Source organism: Arcobacter sp. ISO1, assembly GCF_058105185.1.
On the sequence record NZ_CM176573.1, the window covers coordinates 388,605 to 405,609 of the forward strand.

Annotated in this window: 22 protein-coding genes and 6 tRNA genes; 9 read left to right on the top strand and 19 right to left on the bottom strand. The window is 28.1% G+C overall.

Translation table 11 applies throughout. The features are described 5' to 3' along the window. Positions 1-2 precede the first annotated feature (2 nt). From AC2TY9_RS01860 to AC2TY9_RS01900, 9 genes are read left to right on the top strand one after another with little or no spacing between them, the layout of a single operon-like run. Complete coding sequence (locus tag AC2TY9_RS01860; RefSeq protein WP_489779123.1) at positions 3-641, top strand: hypothetical protein; 639 nt, start codon at positions 3-5, stop codon at positions 639-641. Then, the gene (locus AC2TY9_RS01865) at positions 622-1,545 is read left to right on the top strand and encodes a hypothetical protein (RefSeq protein ID WP_489779125.1); all 924 of its coding nucleotides are present in this window, start codon (positions 622-624) and stop codon (positions 1,543-1,545) included. Before AC2TY9_RS01860 ends, AC2TY9_RS01865 begins: the two co-directional genes overlap by 20 nt. Then, positions 1,542-1,937 carry a hypothetical protein gene (locus AC2TY9_RS01870; protein WP_489779126.1) on the top strand — a complete coding sequence of 132 codons (396 nt, stop codon included), beginning with the start codon at positions 1,542-1,544 and terminating at the stop codon, positions 1,935-1,937. The genes AC2TY9_RS01865 and AC2TY9_RS01870 overlap by 4 nt, the downstream gene beginning before the upstream one ends. Further along, the gene (locus tag AC2TY9_RS01875) at positions 1,937-2,464 is read left to right on the top strand and encodes a hypothetical protein (RefSeq protein ID WP_489779127.1); all 528 of its coding nucleotides are present in this window, start codon (positions 1,937-1,939) and stop codon (positions 2,462-2,464) included. The genes AC2TY9_RS01870 and AC2TY9_RS01875 overlap by 1 nt, the downstream gene beginning before the upstream one ends. Continuing rightward, a complete protein-coding gene (locus tag AC2TY9_RS01880) occupies positions 2,448-3,266 on the top strand; it encodes a hypothetical protein (RefSeq protein WP_489779129.1) in 819 nt (272 codons plus the stop codon). Before AC2TY9_RS01875 ends, AC2TY9_RS01880 begins: the two co-directional genes overlap by 17 nt. Further along, a complete protein-coding gene (gene gspD / locus AC2TY9_RS01885; RefSeq protein WP_489779131.1) occupies positions 3,253-5,205 on the top strand; it encodes a type II secretion system secretin GspD in 1,953 nt (650 codons plus the stop codon). Before AC2TY9_RS01880 ends, gspD begins: the two co-directional genes overlap by 14 nt. After that, positions 5,195-6,712 carry a GspE/PulE family protein gene (locus AC2TY9_RS01890; protein WP_489779132.1) on the top strand — a complete coding sequence of 506 codons (1,518 nt, stop codon included), beginning with the start codon at positions 5,195-5,197 and terminating at the stop codon, positions 6,710-6,712. Before gspD ends, AC2TY9_RS01890 begins: the two co-directional genes overlap by 11 nt. Continuing rightward, positions 6,712-7,137: a prepilin-type N-terminal cleavage/methylation domain-containing protein gene (locus tag AC2TY9_RS01895; protein WP_489779133.1), complete on the top strand. Its 426-nt coding sequence runs from the start codon at positions 6,712-6,714 to the stop codon at positions 7,135-7,137. The genes AC2TY9_RS01890 and AC2TY9_RS01895 overlap by 1 nt, the downstream gene beginning before the upstream one ends. Next, positions 7,134-7,643: a prepilin-type N-terminal cleavage/methylation domain-containing protein gene (locus AC2TY9_RS01900; protein WP_489779135.1), complete on the top strand. Its 510-nt coding sequence runs from the start codon at positions 7,134-7,136 to the stop codon at positions 7,641-7,643. The genes AC2TY9_RS01895 and AC2TY9_RS01900 overlap by 4 nt, the downstream gene beginning before the upstream one ends. Before the next feature lie 79 nt (positions 7,644-7,722). Here AC2TY9_RS01900 and AC2TY9_RS01905 read toward each other — a convergent pair. The 19 genes from AC2TY9_RS01905 to AC2TY9_RS01995 form a co-directional block, all read right to left on the bottom strand. Then, a tRNA-Met gene (locus AC2TY9_RS01905) sits at positions 7,723-7,799 on the bottom strand. A gap of 22 nt (positions 7,800-7,821) precedes the next feature. Further along, positions 7,822-7,896: transfer RNA gene (locus AC2TY9_RS01910), tRNA-Gln, on the bottom strand. A gap of 33 nt (positions 7,897-7,929) precedes the next feature. Next, positions 7,930-8,014: transfer RNA gene (locus AC2TY9_RS01915), tRNA-Leu, on the bottom strand. Between the two features lie 73 nt (positions 8,015-8,087). Further along, a tRNA-Arg gene (locus tag AC2TY9_RS01920) sits at positions 8,088-8,164 on the bottom strand. Positions 8,165-8,207: 43 nt separating this feature from the next. After that, positions 8,208-8,284: transfer RNA gene (locus tag AC2TY9_RS01925), tRNA-His, on the bottom strand. 12 nt (positions 8,285-8,296) lie between these two features. Next, positions 8,297-8,374 (bottom strand) — tRNA-Pro (locus AC2TY9_RS01930). 110 nt (positions 8,375-8,484) lie between these two features. Further along, positions 8,485-9,264: a thiazole synthase gene (locus tag AC2TY9_RS01935; RefSeq protein WP_489779136.1), complete on the bottom strand. Its 780-nt coding sequence runs from the start codon at positions 9,262-9,264 to the stop codon at positions 8,485-8,487. A 27-nt stretch (positions 9,265-9,291) separates the two neighbouring features. Next, positions 9,292-9,600, bottom strand: coding sequence for a divalent-cation tolerance protein CutA (cutA, locus tag AC2TY9_RS01940; RefSeq protein WP_489779138.1), 309 nt, complete (start codon positions 9,598-9,600; stop codon positions 9,292-9,294). Next, positions 9,597-10,982: an NAD(P)H-hydrate dehydratase gene (locus AC2TY9_RS01945; protein ID WP_489779140.1), complete on the bottom strand. Its 1,386-nt coding sequence runs from the start codon at positions 10,980-10,982 to the stop codon at positions 9,597-9,599. The genes cutA and AC2TY9_RS01945 overlap by 4 nt, the downstream gene beginning before the upstream one ends. Positions 10,983-10,990: 8 nt before the next feature. Next, the gene (locus tag AC2TY9_RS01950) at positions 10,991-11,497 is read right to left on the bottom strand and encodes a hypothetical protein (RefSeq protein WP_489779141.1); all 507 of its coding nucleotides are present in this window, start codon (positions 11,495-11,497) and stop codon (positions 10,991-10,993) included. After that, positions 11,497-11,928 (bottom strand): permease, encoded by a 432-nt coding sequence (locus AC2TY9_RS01955; protein WP_489779142.1) that lies wholly within the window; start codon positions 11,926-11,928, stop codon positions 11,497-11,499. Before AC2TY9_RS01955 ends, AC2TY9_RS01950 begins: the two co-directional genes overlap by 1 nt. A gap of 7 nt (positions 11,929-11,935) precedes the next feature. Continuing rightward, positions 11,936-12,298: a NifB/NifX family molybdenum-iron cluster-binding protein gene (locus tag AC2TY9_RS01960; protein WP_489779144.1), complete on the bottom strand. Its 363-nt coding sequence runs from the start codon at positions 12,296-12,298 to the stop codon at positions 11,936-11,938. A gap of 131 nt (positions 12,299-12,429) precedes the next feature. Then, positions 12,430-12,777, bottom strand: coding sequence for a translation initiation factor SUI1 (locus AC2TY9_RS01965; RefSeq protein WP_489779146.1), 348 nt, complete (start codon positions 12,775-12,777; stop codon positions 12,430-12,432). 2 nt (positions 12,778-12,779) lie between these two features. Then, the gene (gene tsaD / locus AC2TY9_RS01970; protein ID WP_489779147.1) at positions 12,780-13,778 is read right to left on the bottom strand and encodes a tRNA (adenosine(37)-N6)-threonylcarbamoyltransferase complex transferase subunit TsaD; all 999 of its coding nucleotides are present in this window, start codon (positions 13,776-13,778) and stop codon (positions 12,780-12,782) included. Then, the gene (locus AC2TY9_RS01975; protein WP_489779148.1) at positions 13,779-14,333 is read right to left on the bottom strand and encodes an RBBP9/YdeN family alpha/beta hydrolase; all 555 of its coding nucleotides are present in this window, start codon (positions 14,331-14,333) and stop codon (positions 13,779-13,781) included. Continuing rightward, a complete protein-coding gene (locus AC2TY9_RS01980; protein WP_489779149.1) occupies positions 14,333-14,764 on the bottom strand; it encodes an Lcl C-terminal domain-containing protein in 432 nt (143 codons plus the stop codon). The genes AC2TY9_RS01975 and AC2TY9_RS01980 overlap by 1 nt, the downstream gene beginning before the upstream one ends. Continuing rightward, positions 14,764-15,042: a hypothetical protein gene (locus AC2TY9_RS01985; RefSeq protein WP_489779150.1), complete on the bottom strand. Its 279-nt coding sequence runs from the start codon at positions 15,040-15,042 to the stop codon at positions 14,764-14,766. Before AC2TY9_RS01985 ends, AC2TY9_RS01980 begins: the two co-directional genes overlap by 1 nt. Then, complete coding sequence (gene dxr / locus AC2TY9_RS01990; protein ID WP_489779152.1) at positions 15,032-16,099, bottom strand: 1-deoxy-D-xylulose-5-phosphate reductoisomerase; 1,068 nt, start codon at positions 16,097-16,099, stop codon at positions 15,032-15,034. The genes AC2TY9_RS01985 and dxr overlap by 11 nt, the downstream gene beginning before the upstream one ends. Continuing rightward, entirely contained in the window at positions 16,096-16,854 is a 759-nt protein-coding gene (locus AC2TY9_RS01995; RefSeq protein ID WP_489779154.1) for a phosphatidate cytidylyltransferase, read from the bottom strand. Before AC2TY9_RS01995 ends, dxr begins: the two co-directional genes overlap by 4 nt. Between the last annotated feature and the right edge of the window lie 151 nt (positions 16,855-17,005).

Below are 17,005 nucleotides of genomic sequence, written 5' to 3' on the forward strand. Positions count from 1 at the left end.
ACATGAAAAAAGGTATAGTTTTATTGATGACACTGTTTTTTATTACAGCTATTTCTGTTCTGGTTTTGAAAAATCTAGATGATACAGAACAGTTTTTAGAAAAACAAAACTATCAACTAAATAATACGCAAATACTAATAGCTATAAAAAATACACAAAAAGAAGTTGGTAGATTAATTAAAGAAAATAAAGAAAGTGTTGATGAAGCTTTACAAAATGATATTTTTCAAAACTCAATTCCCTTTGAGATTGAAGATTTGAAAATAGAATTTTCAATAAGTGATTATTCAAAAGTTGACATAAATAAAATAAAAGATAAAGACTCAACTGAAGTAAAAAATCTTTTTTTTGAAAACAATGTATTTGATTATGATAGATTTATTGATATTTATAATGAAAACTTACCTTTAAAAGATTCAAAAGTAGAAACAACAAAGCAGTTAGAAGATATTTTTAGTAATTTAATTAAACAAGTAGGAAATGAAGATATAAAAAGATTAAAGGATAAATTAGGATTTTTAAATGAATCAAATCTATATGAACTAAATATAAATGCTAATTATTTTGCCTCGAATGCCAAAGCATATTACATTTTAAATAAAGATGGAAAGGTTAAATATTTTGACATTAGTTTCAACTAAAGAAAATAAAAAAATATTTTTAACAAAAAATGCAAAGATTACAAATTTAATAAGTAAAAAAATTGATATTATAATTTCACCAGAATTTTACTGGGTTAGAAAGTTTGAAATTCCTGTAAAAACTGAAACCCAAGCTAGACATGTTCTTCCTACACTTTTTGAAGATATTATTGATGATATATCAATATTAACGTATCAAGTTATTAAGTTAGAAGAAAATATATTCTTATGTTTTGCCTACGAGAACAAAGAAATATATGAAGCAATAAAAAAATTAGATATTCCAATAACACAAATAAACTCTTTATATTTTGCTCAAAATGAGTGTAAAAGTTTTAAGAGTTTTGAGGCTGATTCTTCTAAATTTATGTATACAAGTGAAGGGATTTTAATAAAAGTTCCTAATAACTTATTGGAAAATACATTAAATTTAGAAAAAGTAATTGATTCTATTAAATTAAGTTCTCATAAATTGCAAATAAAATTATACAATGATGTCATAGGTACAAAGTTTTACTATTCATTATTTACAATTTTTGCAATATTAATTTTAATGAATTTCTTTAAATATTTTTCATATAGTAATGAAATAAGTAGTTTAGAAGAGACTATTAAAAAAGTAAAACAAGTAAATAAATTACCATCAAGTATGATTCAAACAAACTCTATTTTAAACTCATATGATAAAAAAATCTCAAATGAAAATAAAAAAAGAGAAGCAATTGCTTATATCTTTTCAAATAAAAAATTTGATTTAAAGTCTTTAAATATTACAAATGAGGAAATAAGTTTAGAGTATTTATCTGCAAATAAAAATGAAGTAGAAAACTTTTTAAAAAAACGATTTAAAAATATTTCATCTAAAGTAAACTCATTTACTTTGAAAGTGAGTATTAAACTATGAATAAATTAAATCCAATATATATTTTAGCTTTAGTTATAACTCTTTTCATAGTTTCCATTTCAATGTTAAACTCAAAAAAAGAACAGTTTCATAGTTTAGATAAAGAAGCTAAAACCCTAAGCGTTAAAGCAAAAGATTTTAAAGTGTATAAAAACACATGGTTTAATCAACAAAAAGTTTCTAAAAAGCTTGATTTAATACTTAGAAACTCAAGTTTTAAAAATGAGAAAATATTAAAAACTCAAAATAAAAATACAATAAAAGTCAAAATTCAATCAAACGACCCAATAGTTTTAAATAGGTTTTTAAATAGAGTTTTAAATGAAAGATTTGCATTAAAAAAGATTGATATTCAAAAAAGATCAATATCTTTTGAAATAGGATTTAAATAATGAAGTTTATATTTAAATCACTACTTATTATAATCATATTTTCTATCTCTTTAGTTTATTTTTCACCAAAAAAGAATTTATATTATTTAGCTGAGAAAGAATCTCAAAAAAAGAACATACTAATTTCAAATGAAATAGTAAAAGAGTCATTTTTAGGTCTTAGAATTCAAGGTGCTGAGATTTACTTTGATGGACTTAATATTGCATTTATTAAAAATATTGATTTTACAAGTTTACTTTTTTTTACAAATATTGAAGCAAAAGACTTAAGGGTTTCAAATAACTTTAAAAATATAGTACCTACAAAAATAGAGTATCTAAAACTTAATCATTCACTTTTAAATTTCAATAAAGTAAAAGTTATTGCAAAGGGAGACTTTGGAAAGTTTATTGGGGAAATTTTAATATTTGATAAAAAAATTATTGGAGACTTAAAGCCTTCAAATATTATGAAATCAAAATATAAAAATATTTTAAGACAGTTTAGATTAGTTGAAGGGGAGTATAAATATGAATACAAATTTTAATACTACTTTTCAAAAGCTAATGCCTTATATAACAACTATTTTAGTGGCATATGTTATATCCACATTTATGTTTATATCTCTTCCAAAATCAGGAATAGATTTAAAAAAAGACTTAAAAAATGGGATCACATATGAAAAATATGAAGGTTTTTACTCAAAAGTTTCAAGTATAAAAAAGGGAACAAAGAAAACACAAAATACAAGTGCAAAAATAGAAACACTTCAAAAATATACACTAAAAGCAGTTTATTCAACATCAACAAATGGTGGATGGGCAATAATAGAAGATAAAAAATCTAAAAAAAGCACTATTTTAGAACAATCTGAGAAGTTTACTTCTTACACTTTAACAAAACTTTATAAAAACTATGTGGTATTTGAAAGAGATTTAAAAGAGTATAAGTTAGAACTTCCAAAACAAAAAGATGCTAATTATGAAATTCAAACAAACTCAAGTATTAAAAAGAATATAGTAATTAAAGAAGATAGTGTAAGTGTTAATAGGTCTTATCTTAATTCTTATGTAAACAATTTAGATAAAGTTTGGAATGATATTGCAATTAAAGATATAAGAAAAAATGGAAAGATTCAAGGTTTTAAAATTAATAGAGTAAAAAGAAATTCGGTTTTTTCAAAATTAGGACTTAAAACAGGTGATATTATAAAATCAGTAAATGGTCAGATAATACAATCATATGCAGATGCATTTAAAATATACAACGAATTAAATAAATTAGAGTTTCTAATCATAGAAGTTTTAAGAAACAATGAATTAATGGAGTTAAATTATGAGATTGATTAAGATATTTTTACTAGTGGCTTTCTTAGGAAGTCTCTGTTTTGCAAGTGAAGAGAAAATAAATATAAATTTTAAAAATTTGAAGATAATGGATTTAGTTAGGATTACTTCTAAAATTATTGATAAAAACATTCTAGTAACACAAAATATAAAAGGTCAAGTTGACTTTATATCAAATAAACCTGTTAATGAAGAAGAATTAATTAAAATATTAATCTACACCCTTGAAACTAAAGGATTTACACTTGTTAATAATGAAGATATGCTAAGAATTGTAAAACTAAATGAGGGTGCGAAAAGTAATCTACCTGTAGTAACTTCACAAAAGCAACAAAACTATAATCAAATGGTTACAGAAGTATTTAAAGTTTACAATGCAAATGTAGACTATATAGCTTCTAAAATAAGACATTTAATCTCTAAAAATGCAAAATTAGTTACTAATAAAGATGCCAATACAATTGTATTAACTGACTTTATGGATAATATAGGAACCGTTAAAGAAGTAGTATCTATTATGACTATAGGTGCGAAGAAGAGCATGGAAATAGTTGAACTTAAAAATATTCAAGCATCAGATGCAAAGAAGAATTTAGATGCCATTGCAAAATCAGCATTTAATCCAAAAGTTGAGACTGAAAAGGTTGATATTATTGCAAATAAAGAGAATAATTCTATTGTATTTATAGGAAATAGAACTAATACTAGATATCTAAAGAAATATATTCAAAAACTTGATTCAAACGATTCTTTGATAAAAAGAGTCGTCGAAGTATATTCTTTAAAAAATGTAGAAGCTAAAAATGTAATAAAAATAATTGATGGAATAATTGGTAAGAAAAAGTACCTTGATCCTGATCTTAAACCACTTTCATCTGTAGATGAAGAAACAAACTCTATAATTCTTATGGGTCCTAGTTCGGAAATTGAATATATCAAAGTTTTATTGGGACAACTTGATAAAGAAAAAGCTCAAGTGTATGTTCAAGCGAGAATTATTGAATTAAATGACACTTTAGTAGATGAAATTGGGATAAAATATGGAGTTTATGGTGGAAAAGTTGCTAATAATGGACTTGGAACTTTTGCATCATCTTTAAATGGAGGAGATGCCATAGCCTTTGATATAACTAGTATAGGATTAAGTATCCCAACAATAAATCAAGGTTTAGCTTTAGGTGCTTCTATCTCACTTCTTGAACAGGATGGAGCATTAGATATAATTTCTGAGCCTTCAATATTAGCAATTAATAACAAAGAGAGTTCAATATATGTAGGTGAGACAATTTCTGTTAAGACATCTAAAAGCGTAAGTGATGGCGGTACAACTAATGAAAACTATCAAAGGGAAGATGTAGGACTTACACTAAAGGTAAAACCTAGAATCTCAAATGATAATAAAGTAACCTTAGAAATCAATACAATCTTAGAAGATGTAAAAACAACTGAGACAAATAGTGGGAATGCAGATACGTCTAAAAAAGAGATAGAAACTACAGCAATAGTAAACAATGGGGAAAGTGTAATTCTTGGAGGACTTATTCAAGATAAAGAAGAATCAACAATAAGTAAAGTTCCAATATTAGGTGATATGCCACTTTTAGGAGAACTATTTAAACATAATAAAGTAGATACGAGTAAAAAGAGTTTAGTTGTAGTAGTAACTCCTTATATTGTTCCAAGATCAAAAGACTTGACTTTTGTAAGAGATCAATTGGCAGAATTAAAAGTTTTAGAAGAAAAATTTTTGAAAAATTCTATTATTAGACTTAAACAAAAACAGATACAAAAAGAGAAAGATACAATTAAATATAATGAAAAACTAAAAGAATTAAATGAAGAATTAAATAATATAAAAGGTGATCCATCAATCAATACTAGTAAAAAATTAACAAATGAAGAGAAACATAGACAAAGACTAAAAGAATATTTTGGAATATAATATGAATATTAAAGAGATACATGATACAAACCTAGTTCCCTTCGACGAAATAGAAAAATATGATATTGCTTTAAAAAACTATGTGCTGTTCACAAAATTAGATGAAAAAGTAATAATAGCTCTATCTAATGAGCATATTAGTATTTCCTTTGATTATCTTTCAAAATATAATTATGATTATGAAATAGTATTTTTAGATGAGATTTCTTTTGAGAAACTTTATAATAAATTTTTAGAAATAAAAACTGATAGAGAAATGAGTGCAATTCAACAGGAGCACAAAGAAGCCACATTAGAAAATGAAGAATTTTCAATTAGTGAATTTCTAAAAGTAGGAAGTGATATTTTAACTTCTGAAGAATCAGCTCCTATTATTAAGTTTGTAAACTCTCTTTTTTATCAAGCAATAAAGAAAAAAGCTTCAGATATTCATATCGAGATGCATGAATATAAATCTGAAGTCAGATATAGAGTTGATGGTGTTTTAAATAAGCATATAGAACTTGATAAAAATATTATGTCTTTAGTAATATCTAGAATTAAAGTAATATCAAATCTTGATATAAGTGAGAAAAGAATTCCCCAAGATGGAAGAACACAAATAAAAATATCTGGAAAGACATTAGATGTAAGGGTTTCAATACTACCTACTTTTTATGGAGAAAGAGTGGTAATGAGAATTCTAATGCAAAGTGAAGATTTACTAAATTTAAATGAGTTAGGTTTTCCAAGTTATATTACAAATGAACTTGAAAAAGTAGTTGAAAACTCATATGGTATGGTACTTGTAACTGGTCCTACAGGAAGTGGAAAATCTACAACACTGCATTCACTTTTACATCAAGTTGTAAGTGAAGAGAAAAATATTATAACAGTTGAAGATCCAGTTGAATATAAGTCAAATGACTTTTCACAAATTCAAGTAAACAATAAAGTAGGTCTTACTTTTGCATCAGGTCTTAGATCAATTTTAAGACAAGATCCAGATATTGTAATGTTGGGAGAAATTAGAGATAGTGAAACTGCTTCTATTGCTATACAAGCAGCACTTACAGGTCACTTACTTTTTTCAACACTTCATACAAATAGAGCCCCTGCAGCAATTACGAGACTTATTGATATGGGAGTTGAAAGATTTTTAATCTCTTCATCACTTCTTGCAGTTTTAGCACAAAGACTTGTTAGGAAACTTTGTAATGAGTGTAAGTGTGAAGATGAGTCAGATGCTTCACATGAACTTTTTTCTTTAAATAAAAATGATAAAATTTATAAAGCCCAAGGTTGCAAAGCTTGTAACTTCACAGGATATATAGGAAGAGTCGCTATTGGAGAACTTTTTGTAATAAATGAAGAGATAAAAGAGTATTTAAAGGCTGAAGTAGATGATAATACACTTATGAAGCTTTCACTAAAAAATAATATGATACCTCTGCATGAACAATTAAAGTTAATGCTAATAAATGGTGAAACATCTATAGATGAAGCTATTAGAATAGGTATAAAATAATGATAAAACATAGTGGAATCCTATTTAGAGGTAAAAAAGCTTTTTCTTTGATAGAAGTAATTATTGCGACATTACTTTTATCTGTTGTGATGCTATCTTTATATGAAGTAAAAGCTAATAATATTTTTATCCTAGAAAAATCAAAAGATTCAAAGGAACAAAATGATTATCTAAACTTAGCTATAGATTCAAAAGAATACTCAAAAAGAAATGTGAATATTTATTTAGACAAACATTTTAATATAAAAGATGATGATTTAAGAAGAGAGTTTAAAAAAGTTAAAATAAAAGTAAAAGATGAATTGCTTGATACTTATACAAAAAATGTAGATGCCTTTGCTTTAAAGGTATCTACATTTAAGACTAATTATAGTTTTGAAAAGGGTATCTCAAAAGATATTTATAGGTTTAAATTAGAACTTTGAAAAAGGCATTTACACTACTTGAAGTTGTAATTTCAATTACAATTTTTATGATTATTATGATTTTTATGTATAAAGTACTTGATGATACAAAAGTATCAAATAAAAAGTTTGAAGAGTATGTATATAAAAGTGAAAATAAAAATGATTTATATAAAATCTTTGCAGAGGATATTGCAGAATCATATGGAATTATTTCATTAAGTGAAGATAGAGACAAAAATGCAATAGTTATATTTAAATCAAATAATAGTTATTTTAATCCTTTTTATTCAAATATTACTTATGTAATATCTTCTTCAAATAAACTTCTTAGAATTGAAAGTAAAGATAAGTTTCAAAAAGAGAAGTCTGGAATAGACTTTTATAATAATAGCTTCATTGATATTTTACTAGAAGATATAAAAAAATTTATAGTTTTACAAAAAGATGATAAGTATGTTTTTATAATAGAGAAAAAAAATAGTGAAAAAATTATGTTTACTACTTTAAGAATGATTGAAAATTAATAAGTAAAACATTTTATTGGGTAATTGATAAATGCATTAATTAAAAGAATTGATTGATTTGTATTTTGATTTTTTTGATTGGTTGCGGAAAGTGGATTTGAACCACTGACCTTCGGGTTATGAGCCCGACGAGCTACCTAGCTGCTCTATTCCGCGATTTGAAAGCTTTTATCCAAAATGGCTGGGGTAACAGGATTCGAACCTGTGAATGACGATACCAAAAACCGTTGCCTTACCACTTGGCCATACCCCAGTTCAAGATAATTAAATGCAAGTTTTTATAAAGTGGTGCGGATGAGAGGACTCGAACCTCCACACCGTGAGGCACCAGATCCTAAGTCTGGCGTGTCTACCAATTTCACCACATCCGCAACATTAAAAAGTGCCTTTAAAAAGACAAAAAAAAAGATTCAGTTGATTATCAACTTAAATCTTGAATAAAAGTGGTACGCCTGACACGATTCGAACGTGTGACCGATGCCTTAGAAGGGCATTGCTCTATCCAGCTGAGCTACAGACGCATGTAATAAAATGTTATAATAATCATTCTAAAAGAACAATTAATGGGGTAAGTAATGGGATTCGAACCCACGGCCCTCGGAACCACAACCCGATGCTCTAACCAACTGAGCTATACCTACCACTTAAAAAAATGGTCGGGGCGAGAGGATTCGAACCTCCGGCCCCCTGGTCCCAAACCAGGTGCGCTAACCAGACTGCGCTACGCCCCGAACAGTCACTCTTTCTTCAAAAAGTGGACGGAATTATACTATGTTTTTTTTACATTGTCAAGGGTTTTTTATGAAAAGTAGGAATTTTTTTTAAAATTCCTACTTTTCTCCTAAAATTGGATTAATCCATCCACAGGTGAACTTGCTGTAGCATAAGGTTTTTTAGGAATTCTTCCTGCCTTATAACTTAATCTTCCAGCAATAGTTGCATGTTTAAAAGCTTGAGCCATTGCCATTGGATCTTGTGCTTGTGCAATCGCAGTATTTGCTAAAATACCATCTGCTCCTAATTCCATTGCATAAGATGCATCAGATGCACAACCAAGTCCAGCATCAACTAAAACTGGAACAGAAACAGCATCTCTAATAAATGCAATGTTATATGGATTTTGAATACCTAATCCAGAACCAATAGGTGCTGCTAAAGGCATAATTGCATCAGCCCCTGCACTTTCTAATTGTTTTGCAATAATTGGATCATCTGAAGTGTATGCCATAATTGTAAAGCCATCTTTTTTTAACACTTCACAAGCTTTAATTGTCTCAATAACATCTGGATATAATGTTTTTTGCGCATCACCAATAACTTCAAGCTTAATGATATCAATTCCAGTTGCTTCTCTCATAAGTCTAAAAGTTGTAATTGCTTCTTGGGCAGTAAAACAACCTGCACTATTTGGAAGCAGTTTTACATTTGTATCTTTAAAATAGTCTAATAGGTTTTCTTCATTTGGATTTGTAATATTTACTCTTCTAATAGCAACAGTAATTAACTCACTTCCTGAAGCTAAAGTTGCATCTTTAGTTGTTTGAAAATCTTTATACTTCCCAGAACCAACAATTAACCTACTATTAAATTCGTATTCACCTATTTTTAGGATATCACTCATTTTTATTTTTCCTCCATTTAAACTGCTTTAACAGTTTTCACATATAAATTTCTTGTAATCTTTACTCAAATTTTCTATTTTTATATAGATAATTTCCGGGACATCATAGCTATGTAATTCTTTAATTTTGCTTTTGATTTTTTTGAAGTTTTCTTTTTTTGTTTTTATGCTTAAAAGCACCTCATCATCGTTACAAAATTCACTTTGCCACTTATAAAAAGACTCTATTTTGCTCATTTGGATACAAGCTGCGAGAGATTCTTCAATTAAAACTTTTGCAATTTTTTTTGCTTCATTTTTGTCAGTACAAGTTGTTTGAACAATTATTGGTTTCATAATTTTTTTACCTCTTCAACTAAATCTGATGGGATTAAAGAATAGTTGTTCTTTTTATAGTTGTTTGAAGCAACAGTATGGGCTAAGCTTGCACTTATAGCTGCATCTAAACAACTATAACCTTGTGTTAATAATCCAGCAACAAGACCACTTAAAACATCTCCACTTCCACCTTTACTTAAAACAGCACTTCCAAAGGTATTTACATACATGTTTTTATTTTGTCCTATTAGAACATTTGCACCTTTTAAAAGTAATACTACTTTTGGATATTTAGCACAAAATTCACTTACATACTTAAATCTATTTTTTTGTAAAGTTGGTACATCAATGTTAGCTAATCCAGTCAATTTTAATAAAGAACAAAACTCTTTAGGATGGGGAGTTAAAACAACATTTTTATCTAAAGATTTTAAAATCACCTCTTCATAAAATAAATCAGCATCTATAATTGTTGGTATATTTGATTCTAAAATTATTTCAATCTCTTTTTCTTCATAATTACCAAGTCCCATACCAATTGCAACAGCTGTACAATTTTCACTTAATTTATGAGTTTGCATAATATGGTATGGTAAATCTATACACTCATGACAAATAACACTAACAAGACCTGCTCCAAAGCCAAAAGCAGCTTTTGCTGCAATAACTCCTGCGCCTTTTTTAGCTCCAGCAACTACATTTAGATGTCCATATGTTCCTTTGTGAGCATCTTTTTTATCTCTAAAAGGTAGATTCATATCCTCTTTGTCAAGTAAGAAAAGATTTGAATCATCTTCATAAACTTCCCTTTGAACACCAAGGTTTGAAACCTCAATTTTGCCCACATAATCTTTTGCCATATCAGAAAACAATGAAACCTTTAATGCTCCCATAGTGATTGTTAAATCTGCATTAAAAGCTACTGTTGTAGTCTCTCCTATTGAACTTATTCCACTTGGGATATCACAAGCTATTTTAAAAGCATCAAGTAGATTTAAATTTTCAATTAACTCTTGAGAACTTTTGTCTAGATCTTTATTTAGACCACTTCCAAATAAACAATCGACAACAATATCACATTGGCAAATATCTTCAACAATATCAATACCAATCAAATTTGCTCTTTTTAGTTGTAATTGTGCCATTTGGGATTTAACGCCATAAGGGAGATTTAGTTTTACATTGAACCTTGAATAAAGTAACCTAGCTAATGCAATTCCATCTGCACCATTATTTCCAACTCCACATACAATTAAAACTGTTTTATTATTATCAAAATTGTTTTCAATATAATCAGCCATTGAAGAACTTGCATGTTCCATTAGTATATCTTCAGTAAGGGCAAACTTTTCATAACATCTTTTGTCTAAAGAGTTTACCTCATAAAAAATCTTTTGCATAGAAAATCCTAATTTCTTTTTTTGTTTAAAGCTTCAAAAAGTAGCCCTTGTAATATCCCTGCAATTAAAATATTTGTCAAAAAAATAACACAAAATATAACACCAAAATAATCTATTATTATTGGAATAAATGGGATTTTAATGGCTCTTGTAAACATAAAAGTTGCTAAAAGCCCATCTTTTAATCCATTTTGTCTTAATTCACTTATCATTGGATACCAAGCATACATAGGACCGTGACTTATAACTCCCCCTAATGTTGCATATATCCACCCTTTTATTCCACTATCTTTACCAAAATGTTTCATAATCAATTTTGGTTTTAGAAAATAATTTATTAAAGTTGTCATTAATATAATTACAACAAAAATAGGTAATAGCTTTAATAATACTTCATAGCTTTTTGTAAGAGCTAAACTACTACTAGTTTTATCATACAAAAATATAAATATATGAATGATTATAACAAAAAAAAGAAATTTAATCCCTTTAAACTCTATCCCCTTTATCTTCATTAGACAATCCAGTTCAAAGTTAAAACAGTTGCAAAAGAGATAAGAACAATAAATATAAATGTCAGTAAGGTTCTTAAAAAAGTAAATCTTAAACCAAAAATTTCCACCTCAGCAGGTAGTTGAACAATTCCCAAAGAAACCCAAGATAAAATAAATGCAGTTACAGCAAATAAAGACACCCCTGCACTAGTTAATTCGCCACCTAAAATATAGCTAATCATTGGATTCCCAGTTAAAACTGCTCCCATACTTGTACCAATAATAGTGTCATAAAATTTGTTTGATGTAAATAGTGAAATAAGAATTTCATTAGTGATATAGGTATCAAAAATACCAAGTAGTAAAATAATAGCAAAAAGGATAGGAAGCATTGAAGTAAAACCTTTAATGGCTTTATAAAATGCTTCTTTTATACTTTTTTTATCTTTCATAAAAAGATTAATGTGCTGTGCACGTACCTTGATCTTGAAGTTTTATTAACTTCCCATCAATAAACATTTGAATTGAGTCTTGAACTTTTTTGCTCTCTTTATCAAAGTATACATCAAGTCCAGCTTCATGGAAACCTCTGGCAGGATTTGCTCCAATTCCACTTACTACAAGAGCATCTGGATTTAATGCCATAATATTTGTTACTGCACCTGAACAAGCACCGTCATGACCTGCATTTTCTACAACCTCAACATCACTAATTTTTTCATTATCTAATGTAATAACTGTATAAAATTTTGCTTTACCGAAGTGTGCACCTCTTTTACTTAAATAACCCATGTTTTCATTAGTAGGGAATACTAGTCTCATTTTTAATCCTTAAAATAGAGCAGATTTTGCTCCTTAAATAATGATTAATTTTGCATATCAATTATTAATAGTAAGATTATATTTACTTATTTATTAAGAATAGATTATATTAGATATAAGTATTTATTATATTACTTCCTAAACTTCCAATTTTCTTTTTCTAAAGTAAGTTTTATTTTTTCTTTTAAATTCCCTTGAAGTTCAATCCACTCACCATTGATACTACCTCCACAAGCTAGTTTTTTCTTTAAAAGCTTTAAAACTTCTTTTTTCTCATTTTCAGGAATATTAAATCTTCCAACTAAAGTAACTGGTTTCCCTTTTCTTTTTTCAAAGGTAAAAACTAATTGGTGTTGATTTTTAGGTAATAGCTCATTTGAAGATTTTTTTGGATTTTTCTTATCCTCTTTTTTTGTTTCATGTTTATCTCCATCTAAAGAAGCACCCATATTTTGAGCTAATAGATCTGCTAAACCCATCTTTAAAATCCTTTCAATCTTGTTTGAACATCAATATCTTCAATAGTAATAAACTCATTAATTTTATATTGTTCAATTGCCACACGTCCAATCATTGCTGCATTATCAGAACAGTATTTCAACTGACTTAAAAAAAGTTTTGTATTGTTTTTTGAACACAACTCCTCAATTGCAGTTCGTAGACGAATATTTGCACTAGCCCCACCAACAATTGCTAGGTTTATTGGTCTCTTAGTTTTAAAATACTTTTTGATTTTTTGCATTATATGAGCAACAGCAGTTTTTTCAAAAGAAGCACAAATATCACAGATATCTTGTTCTGATAGATTCCCTTCTTTTTCAAGTTTTTCTATTTGCATCCTAACTGCATTTTTAAGTCCACTATAACTAAATTCAATATTTGGACTTTGTCTTAAAGGAACTGGAAAATCAAATCTATTTTCATCACCTTTTAGCCCTTTTTCTTGGACAATTGGACCACCAGGATAACCTAGTTTCATCATTTTTGCTACTTTATCGAAACTTTCTCCAAAACTATCATCAAGTGTTGAAGCTACTAATTTCATATCATTTAATCCATTTGCTTCAATTATTTGAGTATGTCCACCTGAAACTAAAAGAATAGTTGTTGGGAAAACTTCTTCTTTTTCAATAAATAGTGAATAGATATGCCCTTTTAGGTGATTTACAGCAATTAATGGAATATCTAAGCTAAGACTTAAAGCCTTTGCCATAGTTACACCTTCCATAAGTGTTACTGAAAGTCCTGGAGCATTTGTTACAGCTATTGCTTTTAGTTTAGGGAAATACTCTTTACACTCTTCAAGTATTTTTGGAAGTGCTTCAACATGAAGCCTTGCAGCAAGTTCAGGTACAACTCCACCATAAACACTATGTTGTAATTCTTGAGATATTTTCTTATGGTAAATTAATTTTTTTGATTCAATTTCAGTGATTGCTATTGAACTATCATCACATGAACTTTCAATAGATAAAATCATCTACTTACTTTCCTCGCACTCTTCAACTCTATTTATCCACTCTAACGCACAATCAAGTTTTCCATATCCAGAATCAGCATTTATATGTCCTGCGTCTTCAAGTATTTTCATTCCAACTTTTATTTTACTACTTAATCTAATAGCCTCTTCAACTGTAATATATGGATCATTTGTTGAAGTTGCCATAATAATTTCTTCTGACTTTAAATCTTTAGTTAGAGGATAAGGGAAAAATGTTGGAGCATCTTCTAAAAACTCATTTCTAACTGGGGCAACTAACATTAACTTATCTAATTTTATATCCAATTCTTCACAAGTGTGAAACCATAAAAGGTTTGCCAAAGAGTGACAAACAACAATAGTTGGTTTAAAATGTTTAATCTCTTTTTTTAAAAACTCTTTCCACTCTTCTAAATTTGGATTATCTCTATTTGGCAAAGTAGGAAATGACACTGGTGTGTTTTGTTCAATTAAATCTCTTGCTAGATTTGCTTGCCAATGGGGATAATCACTCCCACCTAAACCATGAAGTATTAAAACTCTTTTTTCTTTCATTAATTAATATCCCTTATACATCTTACAAATTTCTTTTTATGACGACTGTCATAATATGGCGTTCCACTTACAAAAAACATATAATCAGCATAGAACCAAAATGTACGCCAATGGGCTTTACTTGCCCAATACCCTACAGGCATATTAAATTTAAATGCCCTATTTATATAACTTCTTTCATTTGTCTTATCTACAATAAGTTCAAACTCTTCTATTGTAGGTAGTCTCCAATTGTCATACCCAGCATATTGTAGTTGTTCACAATAATCAGTTGCATCATTGTGATTTAGTCTATTTTTTACATTTGAAAAGTTATCCATCCACATTAATTTTGCAGTTGTGTCAACTACAACTTTTCTTGTGCCATCTCTTCTAAAATCGTTAGAAAAACTAAAACTAATTAAGAGTAAGACCAAGAATAGATATCTCATCATTTATCCTTTAAAGTAAACTTTCCTCTTTGAATTTGTGATTTAACACTTTCATCAAGAAGTTCCATAGTTACATTATACTCTTCTTTATAAATTAATCCAACAAGCTCTTTACATGGTTTTGTTTTCTTTTCATTTGAACTATCGTGTTGTTTCCATTCATCAAATTTTTTTTCATAAATATTTACAACATTTTTTTCAAATTTAGTTCTTGTATAAATTAAATATATTACCAAAGCTAGTAATATTCCAAATGGAATTAATAAATCAAGACTCACAAAAACTCCTAACTTGCTTATCAATTTCAAAAATATCTTCTATATTTTGAGCTTTTACACTATTAAATTTATTTAATGCATTTAAAGTTGTTTTCGAAATATCTAAAAATCCTATTTCCCCATTTAAAAACTTGTAAACAGCAACTTCATTTGCTGCATTTAAAACAACCCCTAAATCTGGATTTTTTAAAATCTCATCTTTTGCTTCCCATATTGGATATCTACAAGTTTCAATTTGTTTAAATTCTAAACTTCCAACTTCAAGTAAATTTACAGGTTTTAAGATCTCTTCATCACACTTTCCTAAAATTGCATAAGCAATTGGAAGTTGCATAGAAGCATTAGCAATATGAGCTGTTGTACTTCCATCTTTGAAATTTACCATTGCATGAATAAGTGATTTTGTTTCAATAATTGCATCTAACTTAGTTATATCAAATAACCAAGCAGCTTCTAAAAGTTCAAACATTTTGTTTGTCATTGTTGCACTATCGATTGTGATTTTATTTCCCATTGACCAATTAGGGTGATTCAAAGCTTCTTTGATCGAAACATTTTTAAGCTCATCTAATGGATAATCCCTAAAAGAACCACCACTTGCAGTTATTGTCATGGAATCTATTTTTTTATCTTGTAATAAATACCACAAACCAAAATGTTCACTATCTATTGGACTAAGTTTCGTTTGGTCTATAAATTTCCCAGCAACAACAAGTGATTCTTTGTTTGCAAGGGCAATTTTTTTACCACATTCAATTGCTTTTAAAGTTGGTTTTAGACCTAAAAAACCAACAAGTGAATTTACAACAGTTTTAGCTTCACTTTCTTCAATAGCATCTAAAATAGCATCTTCACCAAAGGATACATTTTTATGGTTCACCTTTGAAATATCATTTTGAGATGCAATAACTACTTTTTTAGGTTTAAACTCAGAAATTTGTTTATTTAAAACTTCAATATTTTTTCCAGCAACTAATACTTCAATATTAAGATTAAATTTTCTTGCAATATTTAGGGTATTTACCCCAATAGAACCTGTACTTCCTAAGACTATCACATTATTGCTCGTAAAAGAACTAACATAATTACGCCACCAAAAAGGTAACCATCAGTTCTATCTAAAATTCCACCATGTCCAGGTAAAATATCTCCACTATCTTTTACACTGGCTTCTCTTTTTAAGTAAGATTCAAATAAATCTCCAAAAACTGAAGATAAGGCGACAATAAGTGAGATAACTATTGCTCCAAAAGTTGATAAATTATCAATTGAAAAAATAGTTCCTAAAACAGTTGCTACAACTAAACCACCAATTACACCTTCAATAGTTTTATTTGGACTTGTTTCACAAAACTTTGTTTTTCCCATACTTTTACCAACAAAATATGCTCCAATATCAGCGCCCGCAACAATTACAAGTAACCATAATAAAGACATTACTCCATATTCAATATAAAGTGAAAATAAAAATAAAAATGAAGCAGTTGGATATAGAAGAATTAAAAATGCTTTTGTATCGATGTTTTTTTTATAAGCTAAAACTGAAGCATAAACAATAGCTAATACAAATATTAAATCCTCAGGATTTGGATAAAAATATGCTAGAAACCACAAAACTCCACTGTATAAATAAACAAAGTCAATTTCTGTTTTATAAAGCTTTTTTGATTCGCTAATTGAAATTACAAGAAGTCCTCCAAATAATAGCCACATTATAAAAAATGAGTCAATATACCCAATTAACAATACTGCTAAGATTAGGATTACACCTGTTTTGATCCTAGTACTACTTGATTTTATTATCTCTGTCATATTAAACCTAATTATTAAAATAAAGCTTGATTATACTAAAGTTTGCCTTGTCTTAAGTTTTTACTACTGTTGTTGTATAAGGGTTATATAAAACATTTGCACCATTAAGCCTAGTCCCAAAACTAAAGCTTTACTAGTTTTCCTGTTCCTT